At 72.4% G+C, this 11,135-nt stretch carries 11 protein-coding genes; 3 read left to right on the forward strand and 8 right to left on the reverse strand.

Annotated elements, in window-relative coordinates:
• The first annotated feature begins 26 nt into the window (after nt 1–26).
• Both OHS58_RS41395 and OHS58_RS41400 read left to right on the forward strand, forming a co-directional pair.
• Nucleotides 27–1,352 carry an ATP-binding protein gene (locus OHS58_RS41395; protein WP_247060666.1) on the forward strand — a complete coding sequence of 442 codons (1,326 nt, stop codon included), beginning with the start codon at nt 27–29 and terminating at the stop codon, nt 1,350–1,352.
• A 40-nt stretch (nt 1,353–1,392) separates the two neighbouring features.
• On the forward strand, nt 1,393–2,061 hold the full coding sequence (locus OHS58_RS41400; RefSeq protein WP_247060668.1) for a response regulator: 669 nt from the start codon (nt 1,393–1,395) through the stop codon (nt 2,059–2,061).
• A gap of 24 nt (nt 2,062–2,085) precedes the next feature.
• Here OHS58_RS41400 and OHS58_RS41405 read toward each other — a convergent pair whose 3' ends face one another.
• The gene (locus OHS58_RS41405; protein ID WP_247060669.1) at nt 2,086–3,054 is read right to left on the reverse strand and encodes a DMT family transporter; all 969 of its coding nucleotides are present in this window, start codon (nt 3,052–3,054) and stop codon (nt 2,086–2,088) included.
• A gap of 103 nt (nt 3,055–3,157) precedes the next feature.
• On the opposite strand from OHS58_RS41405, the gene OHS58_RS41410 reads away from it, so the two are divergent.
• Nucleotides 3,158–4,060 (forward strand): LysR family transcriptional regulator, encoded by a 903-nt coding sequence (locus OHS58_RS41410; RefSeq protein WP_326946079.1) that lies wholly within the window; start codon nt 3,158–3,160, stop codon nt 4,058–4,060.
• Here OHS58_RS41410 and OHS58_RS41415 read toward each other — a convergent pair.
• From OHS58_RS41415 to OHS58_RS41445, 7 genes are all read right to left on the reverse strand, one after another.
• Nucleotides 4,057–5,196: a serine/threonine-protein kinase gene (locus OHS58_RS41415; RefSeq protein ID WP_328645936.1), complete on the reverse strand. Its 1,140-nt coding sequence runs from the start codon at nt 5,194–5,196 to the stop codon at nt 4,057–4,059. The two genes, OHS58_RS41410 and OHS58_RS41415, sit on opposite strands and share 4 nt — an antisense overlap.
• A gap of 13 nt (nt 5,197–5,209) precedes the next feature.
• Nucleotides 5,210–6,850: a serine/threonine-protein kinase gene (locus OHS58_RS41420; protein WP_328645937.1), complete on the reverse strand. Its 1,641-nt coding sequence runs from the start codon at nt 6,848–6,850 to the stop codon at nt 5,210–5,212.
• 215 nt (nt 6,851–7,065) lie between these two features.
• On the reverse strand, nt 7,066–7,932 hold the full coding sequence (locus tag OHS58_RS41425) for a hypothetical protein (RefSeq protein WP_328645938.1): 867 nt from the start codon (nt 7,930–7,932) through the stop codon (nt 7,066–7,068).
• 259 nt (nt 7,933–8,191) lie between these two features.
• The gene (locus OHS58_RS41430) at nt 8,192–9,457 is read right to left on the reverse strand and encodes a hypothetical protein (RefSeq protein ID WP_328645939.1); all 1,266 of its coding nucleotides are present in this window, start codon (nt 9,455–9,457) and stop codon (nt 8,192–8,194) included.
• Between the two features lie 335 nt (nt 9,458–9,792).
• Entirely contained in the window at nt 9,793–10,107 is a 315-nt protein-coding gene (locus tag OHS58_RS41435; protein WP_326956024.1) for a hypothetical protein, read from the reverse strand.
• Between the two features lie 64 nt (nt 10,108–10,171).
• A complete protein-coding gene (locus OHS58_RS41440) occupies nt 10,172–10,468 on the reverse strand; it encodes a chorismate mutase (RefSeq protein ID WP_247060676.1) in 297 nt (98 codons plus the stop codon).
• Nucleotides 10,469–10,631: 163 nt separating this feature from the next.
• Entirely contained in the window at nt 10,632–11,057 is a 426-nt protein-coding gene (locus tag OHS58_RS41445) for a DUF1707 SHOCT-like domain-containing protein (RefSeq protein WP_328645940.1), read from the reverse strand.
• Between the last annotated feature and the right edge of the window lie 78 nt (nt 11,058–11,135).

Consider the following 11,135-nt stretch of genomic DNA (forward strand, 5'->3'; position numbering starts at 1 on the left):
CCCGATGCACCCCCACGTCCGCGCGTGTGACCATGGACGGCGTGCAGGAGTCCCACGACCAGGTCGTCGTCCCCGAGACGGTGACGCAGGCCGTCACCGTCCCGCCCTCGCCGAAGATGTTCCGGCGCCGGTCCGGGCGGGCGATCGCCGGTGTCGCCGGTGGTCTCGCCGATCACCTCGGCGTGCCCGTTGTCTGGGTGCGGACCGGGTTCGCGCTGCTGGCCGCCCTCAACGGCGCCGGCCTGCTCGCGTACGGCCTGCTCTGGGTGTTCGTCCAGCAGCAGTCCGAAGAAACCGCGAGGACGCCGACGTCGAAAGAGCGTCAGCAGGCGTTCGGGCTGATCGCGCTGGGTGTCGGTCTCGCCGTCGCCAGCGGGACGCTCACCGGGTTCATCAGCGGCTGGGTCGCCGTGCCGCTCGCCGTCGCCATGATCGGTGCCGCCGTCGTCTGGCGGGAGGCCGACGAGTCGCAGCGCCGCCGCTGGCGCACCGGCGCGAAGGACAGCGTCGCCGGCGCCTTCCTCGGGGGCGGCGGCTGGTCGGCGGCCATCCGGATCGTCGCCGGCGTCGCGCTGGTGATCACCGGCATCGGCGTCGTCGTGCTCCGCAGCGGCAGCCTCGACCAGGTCCAGTTCGCGCTGATCGCGGTGATCGCGACGCTGATCGGCGTCGCCGTGCTGACCGTGCCGTTCTGGCTGCGGCTGGTCCGCGACCTGTCCGACGAGCGCAAGGCCCGCATCCGCACCGACGAACGCGCCGAGATCGCCGCCCACCTGCACGACTCCGTGCTGCAGACGCTGGCGCTGATCCAGAAGCAGAGCGAGCAGCCGCGCGAGGTCGCGCGCCTCGCCCGCAGCCAGGAACGGGAACTGCGCGGCTGGCTCTACGGCCCGAACGGCTACGGCAAGCCCGTCGAGAAGACCGCCGAAGGTGAAGAGACCCAGACTTCGGGACAGCTGTCCGAAGCGCTCGCGACGGCGTGCGGCGAGGTCGAGGACACCTTCGCGATCTCCGTCGGCCAGGTCGTGGTCGGCGACGCCGAGCTGGACGAGGCGCTGATCGCCCTGGTCCAGGCCGCGCGCGAGGCGATCGTCAACGCCGCCAAGCACGCCGGGGTCGAAGAGGTCAGCGTCTACGCCGAGGTCGAGCCGACGTCGGTCACGGTGTTCGTCCGCGACCGCGGCAAGGGCTTCGACCCGGACGTCGTCCCGGGCGACCGCCACGGCCTCGCCGACTCGATCCGCGGCCGGATGACCCGCCACGGCGGCACGTGCAAGCTGCGGACCGCGCCGGGCGAGGGCACCGAAGTGCAGCTCGCCATGCCGGTGAAAGCGGGCAAGGGGGCGGCGTGAGGCGGCTATGCTCGGGGGCCAGGGCCAGTGAGGGAGAGTCGTGACGGATAGCAAGCGGGAACCGGTCAAGGTCTTCCTCGTCGACGACCACGCGTTGTTCCGCGCGGGCGTCCGCACCGAGCTCGACTCGATCACGGACGAGGTCCGCGTGGTCGGCGAGGCCGGTTCGGTCGCCGAGGCGGTGGCCGGGATCGCCCGGACGAAGCCGCAGGTGGTGCTGCTGGACGTCCACATGCCCGACGGCGGCGGCGCCGAGGTGCTGCGCCGGGTCCGCCCGGAGCTGCCGGACATCGTGTTCCTGGCGCTCTCGGTGTCGGATGCGGCGGAAGACGTCATCGCGGTCATCCGCGCCGGCGCCCGCGGCTACGTCACGAAGACGATCTCGTCGAAGGAACTGGTCCGCGCGGTGGTCCGCGTCTCGGACGGCGACGCGGTGTTCTCCCCGCGGCTGGCCGGGTTCGTGCTGGACGCCTTCGCCGACCGCCCCGGTTCGGCCCCGATCAACGACCCCGAGCTGGACCTGCTGACACCCCGCGAGCGCGACGTCCTGCGGCTGCTGGCCCGCGGGTACGCGTACAAGGAGATCGCGTCGGAGCTGTTCATCTCGGTGAAGACGGTCGAGACGCACGTGTCGAGCGTCCTGCGGAAGACCCAGCTGTCGAACCGCTACGAGCTGTCCCGCTGGGCCTCCGACCGCCGCCTGGTCTGAGTCCGAGTCGGCGGTCGGACCGCCTCAGTCCGCCAGAGGAGCGAGAGGCCTGGACGTGCGGCCGGTGGTGTCGTCACCAAGCCCATCCGCTTGGTCACCGGGCTCCTCCAGGACCCCTCGCTCCGGCTTCTGGAGCCGGGTCAACGCGACGCCGCCGAGGACGACGGCCATCCCCGCGATCACCCGCAGGTTCAGCTGCTCGCCCAGGAACACCGCGCCCAGCAGCACCGAGACCACCGGCAGCAGGTAGCCGACCACCGAGGCCGCCACCGCGCCCTCGCTCGCCAGCAGCTGGTAGTTCAGCGCGAACGCGATGCCCGTCGAACCGATGCCGAGCACCAGCATCGCGAGCAGCGGCCCCACCGAGAAGTGCACCGGCGTGAACCCGCCCGCCGGCAGCGCCAGCAGCAGGAACCCGCTCGCGATCAGCATCTGCCCGGCCGAGAGCGCGTACGGCGACAGCGGAGTCCCCGACAGGTACTTGCCCTCGTAGACGAACGCGAAGCCGTAGCTCGCCGCCGCCGCGAGGCAGGCCAGCGCGCCCCAGCTCAGCAGGCCCGACGCCTGCCACGGCGCGAAGATCAGCAGGATCCCGCCGAGGCCCACGAGCAGCCCGGCCAGGCGCGTCCCGGTCATCCGCGACGACGTCCCCATCATCGGCGCCGCGAGCAGCACCCACAGCGGCGTCGTCGAGTTCAGGACGCCGGTGATCCCGGAGTCGACCGTCGTCTCGCCGATCGCGAAGAGCAGGAACGGCAGCGCGTTGTGGAAGAACGCCGCGACGGTCAGGTGCCCCCACGTCCGCCGGTCGCGCGGCAGCCGGGCCCGCTGCAGCTTGCACAGCAGCAGGAGCATGGCCGCGCCGAGCACGAGCCGCGCCAGGACCAGCTGCACCGGCGAGAACATCCCCAGCCCCAGCTTGATCCAGAAGAAACTCGAGCCCCACATCAGCGCCAGCGCGGCGATCCTGAGCAGGGTCTTCGTCTCGCCCACCCCTGTCCTCCTTCAACGATCATCGCCAGCTTCGCGCCCACGAGACGTAAGGACAAGCGAAAATAACTGCAGGAACACTTAAGCCGAGCTGTAAGATCGGGTCATGCTCGACGTCCGCCGCATGCAGGTCCTCCGCGCCGTGATCACCAGCGGGTCGATCACCGCCGCGGCCCGCAACCTGGGCTACACGCCGTCCGCGATCAGCCAGCAGCTGTCCGCGCTCGAACGCGAGGCGGGCACCGAGCTGCTCGAACGCGTCGGGCGCGGCGTCCGGCCGACACCGGCGGGCTCGCTGCTGTCCGAGCACGCCGAGACGCTCAGCACCGAGCTCGCGCGGGCCGAAGCCGCGCTGACCGAGCTCAAGGAGGGCCGCATCGGCCGCATCACCATCCGCTACTTCGCGACGGCCGGCGCGTCGCTGGTCCCGCCCGCCATCGCCGCGGTCCGCCGCGAGCACCCAGGCGTGCGCCTCGACCTCAAGCTCGTCGAACCCCTGGACCCGCTGGCCGACGTCGAGTCGGGCGAGGCCGACGTCGCGATCACCGTCTTCCCGCGCAAGACCCCGCCCGGCAAGGGCGTCGAACTGGTGCACCTGCTGGACGACCCGTACCGCGCCGTGCTGCCGAAGACCCACCCGCTGGCCCGCAAGCGCGTCATCGACCTGACGGAGTTCGCCGAGGAGCCGTGGGTCGGGGTCGACGGCATGCCCGGCGTCTGCCGCGACATCCTGCTCGGCGCGTGCGCGCAGGCCGGCTTCGCGCCGAACGTCGTCGTCGAGTCCGAGGACTACCAGACGGCGCAGGGGTTCGTGGCCGCCGGCATCGGCGTCGGGCTGATCCCGGAACTCGGGCTCGGCTCGCAGCACCCCGGCGTGGTCGTGCGCAAGATCCGCCACCCGGAGCCGATCCGGGCGATCCACGCCGCCGTCGCGTCACGCGCCTGGGGCCACCCGGCCGTCCGCACGCTGCTCGAAGCGATGCGCGCGGCGACCGCGAAAGTGGCTTAAACGAAGAACAGTTCCGAGACGAGGATGCCCACCAGCACGGCCGCGAGGATCGCGGCCACGGTGATCAGCGTCTTCTTCGACACCGGGAGGTTCCACTCGTCCGTGGCCGCCGCCTGCTGCGAGGCCTGCGGAGCCGGCGACTGGGGAACCGGTGCGGGCACGTACTGCGTCGCCTGCTGCGACGGCGGCACCGGCTGCATCCGCTGCGTCTCCTCCGCCGAGGAGTAGCCGGGCGCGGGCGTGTTGAGCGGGATCTGCTGCTGGTACTGCGGTCCCGACGGCGGCGGCGGTGCCGCTGGCGTGTGCGCCGGGTTGAAGGGCGGGGGCGGCGGGGGTGGCGGCGGCGGGATCCCGGGCGCGGTCGGCGGGATGAACGCCGTCTCCCGGCCTTCGGTGATCGCGCTGAGCGCCCGGACGGTGTCCGCCATCGTCGGCCGGGTCGCCGGGTCCGCGCGCAGCATCTTGCGCAGCGCCGCGGTGAGCACGCCGGCGTTCTGCGCCGGGCGCTCCGAAGACTGCCCGTCGTCGCCGAACGGCGGCACGCCCTCCACCGAGGTGTAGAGCGTCGAGCCGAGGGAGAAGACGTCCGCGGGCGGCGACGGCGGCAGGCCGCGCGCCACCTCGGGGGCCACGTACGCCGGGCTCGGCCCGCCGCCGCTGATGCCGATGTCGGTGAGCTTGACGCCGCCGTCGTCGGCGAGCAGCACGGTGCCCGGTTCGAGCGTGCGGTGCACGAACCCGGCCGCGTGGATCGCGGCGAGCGCGTTGCCGAGCTGGATCCCCAGCGCCGCCGCCTGGTCCGGGGTGAGCCGGCCGTGCTCGGCGAGGAACGTCGCCATGCTGCGCGACGGGATGTACTCCATCACCAGCCAGACGTCCTGGCCCTCGGGCAGCACGTCGAACACCTTGATCGCGGACGCGTGCTCGATCCGGGCCGCGTCCTTGCCCTCCTGCATCGCGGCCGCGCGCGCCTGCTCGGCGCGGTCGCCGGCGCCGACCGGGAGGTACATCCGCTTCATCGCGACGGTGCGGAACAGCCGCGTGTCGAACGCCAGCCACACGATCCCGGCGCGGCCGCGGCCGATCGGCTGGTCCAGCCGGAACCGGCCGCCGACAATCGTTCCTTCAGAACTCAAGACTGATCCTTGATCATCCGCCAGCCGGAGGCGGCGAGGTCGGCGGGTCCGATGTGGTCTCAGGCGCGGAACTGCTCGTGGTCGGCACGGACGTCGTCGTCTTCGGCGTGGTCTTCGGAGTCGTCTGCTGCGGCTCGGTCTGCCGCTGCGTCGTCCGCTTCGACGACGAGGTCGCTTCCTCGGTCGTCGACGGCAGTGTCACCGTATCCGTCGGCTCTTCGGTCGTCGACGGCAGCGACTCCGAGGTCGCGGCGACCGTCGGCTTGTTGCTCGACACGGGCGTCGCGGGCGCTTCCGGGTTGTTCGGGCTCAGCAGCCAGACGCCCAGCGCGACCAGGCCGATGACCACGATGCCGCCGATGATCGCCGGGCGCTTCCAGGCCCCGGGCTTGTCGTCGTCGTCCGGCGGCGGGCTCGCCTGCGGCCGCTGCCGCGGGGGAGGCGGCGGCGGGGCCGGCTCGTCGTCGAAGTCGTCGTACTGGTCGTCCGCGTACGGGTCCTGCTGGCCGTGCGGCGGCACGGGCACCGCACGGGTCGCCGCGAGGCCGGGCGGGACGCCGCCGGTCGAGGCGTACCGGCGGTCCTCCGGGTACTGGTCGTACCCGTCGTAGTCGTCCTCGGGGTAGCCGGTGCCCTCGGCGTAGTCGTCATCGTCGTAGAACGGCACGGCCTGCGTCGGCGCCGCGCCGCCACCCAGCAACGTGCCGGAGTGGCCCGCGGGGATCTCGTCGAACATCTGGGTCGCGCCGGGGTCGGCGAGGGCGGCCGCGCCGAGCACACCGGCCGCGGGGGCCAGCACGGTCTCGTCGGCCGGGCCGCCGAGCGGCAGTTCGCCCCGCGCGACGGCGGCGAGCAGCTCCTCGCACTCCTCGGCGGTCGGCCGGTGCTCGATGTCCGGGTGCAGCAGCACGGCCAGGACGCTCGCCAGCGGCCCGGACTGGCGCGGCGGGTTGATCTGCCCGGCGGCGACGGCGTGCAGCAGGCTCAGCGTGTTCTCGGACAGGCCGAACGGCGGCTGGCCCTCGCACGCGGCGTAGAGCGTGGACCCGAGGGAGAACACGTCGGACTCCGGACCGGGATCACCCCCGATGGCGACCTCGGGAGCCAGGTACGCGGGCGTGCCGGCGATCATCCCGGTCTTGGTGACCGTGACGTCGTCCTTGGCGCGGGAGATGCCGAAGTCGGTGATCTTCACGACGCCGTTGCCGCCGAGCAGGATGTTGCCCGGCTTGATGTCGCGGTGCACGATGCCGACCGCGTGCGCCTCGCGCAGCGCCGCGGCGACCTGGGCGCCGATGCGCGCCACCTCGGTCGGCGGCAGCGTGCGGCGCTCCTGCAGCACGGCGGCCAGGCTGGTGGAGTTGAGGTACTCCATGATCAGGCACGGCTGGCCGTTGTCGTCGGTGACGACGTCGAACACGGAGATGGCGTTCGGGTGGTGCAGCCGGGCCGCGATCCGGCCCTCGCGCATGGTGCGCTGGCGGGCGTCCTCGGCGTCGTGCTCGTCCAGGTGGGAATGGAGCAGGAGCTGCTTGATGGCCACGGTGCGGCCCAGGACTTCGTCGTGCGCCTGCCAGACGGCCCCCATCGCGCCCGTGCCGATCCGGCCGTCGATGCGGTACCGACCGGCGACCAGGCGACCCTCGTCGCTCACGCGACCTCCCTTTGGGCTCCGACTTCACCAGGGCGTGAGGATGGGTTCCCGGTGACGCGGCCAGGCGCACGCCGCTTCGCTGGAGCGTATGCACATGTCGTGGGCTGTGTGCCGGCATTTCCGAGACCGACGCGTGACAAGGCTAGGCGCTCACTCTGCGCACACGAATCCGGTACAGGCACTTGAACCACGGGTGAAGGAGTGATCGCGCTGGGCTACATGTATTGGGCGGACACGAGCTCGGCTTCGGTGATCAACCCGCCCGTGTCGGCGACCCGGAACAGCTGGGTCACGCGCACCAGCGCGCCGTCCGGCCGGTGGAGCGTGGCGACCGCGACGATCGAGCCGTCCGGCTTGATCTGCGTGTCGGCTTCCTGGACGTCGATGGCGTCCATCGCGCTCCAGGTGCGGACGAGCTCACCGGCCGCGCCGTCGGCCAGCGTCGGGCTCAGCAGGGCCAGCGCGCCGTCCGAGTTCTTGGCGATCGCGGCGTAGAAGTTCTTGACGGCCTGGATCTTCCGGGTCGCGCTGCGCGGATCGGCTGCCGCGTCCGGCACCGTGGTGTCGGACTTCGGGGCCGCCTGCGGCTGCGGGCTGCCACCGGACGTCGACTCCTGGGCCGACGGCGCGCCGCCGGAGTGCGTGCCCTGCGGCGTGGTCGGGCTGGACTGCTCCGGCGCCCCGCCACCGGCCTGGCGCTGCGGGACGGCGAGGCCGCCGAGTTCCGCGGCGCCGGTGAAGTCGGCCGGCGTGGCCGCGTCGCCCGCGGAGACGGCACGGTGCGCGCTGGTCAGCATGGGTGCGGCGATGACGGCCCCGGCGACGAGCGCGCCGGCCGCGAGGAGCCCGGCCAGCTTGGCCCGGCGGGCGAAGCGGCTCTCCGGCTCACCCTGGTCAACGGCCTGCTCGGCGTCGCGGACCGGTTCCGGGCGCGGCGGCAGGAACTTCTGCGGATCACGGAAGACCTGCTCGAGATAGTCGCGATCGGCGTCACCGACGCCGTCGAGAATCTCGGCCGGGATCACGTCCTCGACGCGGACGGCGTTGGGTGCCTCACGCCGAGTGCGCTGCCGATCAAGCACGAAAGTCCTCGCTCTGGGTTCCGGGGACGGGCACTCGGCCGTTCGGCCGGATGTCCGTTGCTCCGGATGGCCGACTTGTGACCGGATCCGGAGCCGCTGTCGCCAGGTAACCCTGTGCGGACGGCAATCGCCAGGCTCTGTCGCCGGAATGCCGTCGCGATACGACGAGCGGCAGCTTATGTCACCCACCCGGACCAGGCATAACCGCTGGGCGCACCGCACGTGCATCGGAACGGGCGAACCGCACGTGCAAGATCGACTACTGACCGTCGCTGCTGATCTTGTCGCCGTCCCCGAACGTCAGCGTGCGCTCCTCGATCGTCTTGGTCCCGTCATCGTGCGTGATCTCGACGGTGTTCACCGTGACGCCGCGCTGCTGGTCGATGCTGACCTTCTTGACCTCGAAGTACGCGATGCCGGCGTACCGCTCGGCGAGCGCGTGCGGGCCCTGGTCGTGCAGCTCGCCGGTGGTCACCGTCGACGCCGTGCCGGGGTCGGTCGTGACCGTGTTGAAGAACTTCTCCGAGTTGTCGCCCAGCGTCTGGACGTCGGGCGGAAAGGAGTACCACCATGGCGCTTTCACCGGGGTTTCGCGCTCGGCCGCGGTGACCGGCGGCTTCTGCGGGAGGCCGCTCGTCGTGGCCGTGTCGCCGGTGGTCGTCGACCCCGAAGAGCCCGAAGAGTGTTCGGGGGGCGGCGGGACCGTGCCGTCGACCGGCCCGGCGCCCCCGCCGCTGCTCGTCCTGGTCGCGTCGTCCTGCTGCTGCTGCGAAGTGCTGTCGGGCCCGGCCGCGGACGCGCCCGGGCGGGAGGTCGGCTGCTGCTGCCGGTCGCCGCCGCCGTTCACCGGGTCGTCGACCGTCGGCGCGCCCTGGTAACCCGGCCACGCGCCTTGGACGGCCTGGTCCATCGGTGGTTTGCCCATCAGGAAGGACCCGGCGAACAGCAGGCCGACGACCACGGCACCGGACGCGCCCGTGGCGAACCAGGCCGCCTTCCGCCACGTCTTCGGCGGGGTCACCGACGCGGGCACCGAGCCGATGGTGAAGCCGCCGAGCCCGTCGATGGCGTCGATCGGCGGGGCGGCGTAGATCCGGACCTCGTCGTCGTCGGGCTCCGGGCAGCGCGGCTTCGGGGTGGCGAGCGACACCCGGGTGCGCCGGGCGGCCTGTTCCGCGCGGGACTCGGTGTCGGGCATCGAGACGGGTCCCGTTCCCGGGCCCGGGTCGCCGAAGCCGGGGGCAGCGGGGATCTCGGGGGCTTCGGTCAGCGGCAGGTTTCCCTGCGCGGCGGGGAAGAGCGCGGGCCGCCGGTCGCGCGGCTGGGGCAGCAGCGGCCGGCTGGGCTGGGGGAGCGGGAGCGAGCCGGACACCGGCACGTCGATCGGCGCCGTGTCGTCCGCGCAGTGCCGCACGGGGCGGTACGGCGGCGCCGTCGGCGTCCAGCCGTCGGTGACGCCCTGCCGGTGCCGTCCGGGGTGCGCGGGGGCGGTGCCGCGGCCGTGGAACTCCGTGCCGTTGCTCATGCGGACTCGACCACCCGCCGGTCCGGGTCTGACGCCGGCCGGGGCCGGGTCAACCCGAACGGAGCACCCTCACGCGCGGAATCCTGTTCGGAATCCTGCGCAGATGCACGCGCATGCGAGAATGGACGCGCGGGGCCAGTGCCCCCGCGCGCCTTCCGGGCGTCGCCCGACCCAGGCGCAAGGGTCCTCACGGCGTCAACCCTAGGAGCATCCGGCGTAGAAAGTCGCCCCCAAACCTGCAAGTTGCAGAGGTTTCACTCGGTCGGGCGCGACCGAAAGGGGGAGACGGGCGCTGCGAAACTTCACGCAGCGCGATCGCCGCAGCTCAACGGGATTCAGCCGCCGGTGCGGTACCGATCCCGGGTCGACTGCAGCGCCTTCGTGGCCACCACGCCGCTACCCGCAGCGACGATGATCGCGAAGATGTCGAGCGTCGTTCCCCCGGCCGTGAGCAGCCAGGCGAACAGTGACGCCGCAGTGGTACCGCCGGCAACCGCCCACCGGCCGCGGACGTACTGCGCGACCGGAGCACCGCCGGCACGCTTACCCGCCGCGTTGTTGAGCAGGGCCAGATAACCCACATGGCCCAGTGCGGCCAGCACGCTCGCGAGAGCGACGATGACGGCGATGAGGTTCACGATCCAGTCCATGGCCCCAGTCTGCCCGTACCGGGGCCACCGGTGCCTCGGGGAAGACCCCGAATTCGGTCAACCGTTACCGGCCGAGCCGCCCGCGGCCCAGGTTCAGCAGCGCCATGGCCAGCTGTCGGCCGTCGGGACCCAGCTCGCGGTAGCGCGCGAGGACGTCCATCTCGCGGTTGTAGACGATGCGCGTGCCGCCGGCGGCCATCCGCGCCGCCCCGATCGTCTTGGACACCTCGACCCGGCGCTTCACCAGCCGCAGGATCTCCTTGTCGAGCCAGTCGATCTCCTGCCGCAGCGACGCGATGTCGTCACCGGCGGGAGTGTCCTCGGCGGGCTGGCCGTCGGCGTTCGTCGCTTGTGCGTTCATCGGGAACCTCTTCCTTGAAGCCCGGATCCGGCCCCAGGGACGGCGACAGCCCCGGGTCCGTGGACTCCGGGGCTGGCGTGATGGCGGGTTCGGGCACTACGCGATCACGGGAGCCGGGGTCCGGGTCCCGTAGAAAAATCGCTTTGCGTGGTGCCGCATGGGTTCAGTATGGCACAGGCGTCCGGACGCGTTCCCGTGCCGAGCGGACCCCGGCATGAATGAAGAGGCTTGCCGCGAGCCAGAACATCGGGAACGCGGGCCAGAAGAACCCGGCGCCCAGCACGGCCCACCGCACGATCGCCACCACCGCGATGGCGACCACCACGGCGAGGTGCAGCCGCAGCGCGGGATGACGGCGCAGCGCGGCCGGGGAGAGCGGGAAGCCGGGCCACTGCGGCACGGGCCGCGGCAGGTCGGCGGTGAGCGCGGTCAGCTCGTCGGTGAACCGCGCGGAATAGACGTGGGTGAGGCGCTCTTCGACCTCGTCGAGGGTGAGCCGGCCTTCGGCGCCGGCGGACTGGACGGTGGTGGCGACGCGCTCGCGATCGGCGTCGGCGGCCCGGATGCGGGCGGGGCGGATGTCTTCCATACCCGCCGATGCTCCGCGCGGCGGGCCGGCGGCGCGTCGGACGCCAGGCGACATCTCCCGCTACGCCTGGCGCGGTAG

This window comes from Amycolatopsis sp. NBC_00348 (assembly GCF_036114655.1).
Classification (GTDB): Bacteria; Actinomycetota; Actinomycetes; order Mycobacteriales; family Pseudonocardiaceae; genus Amycolatopsis.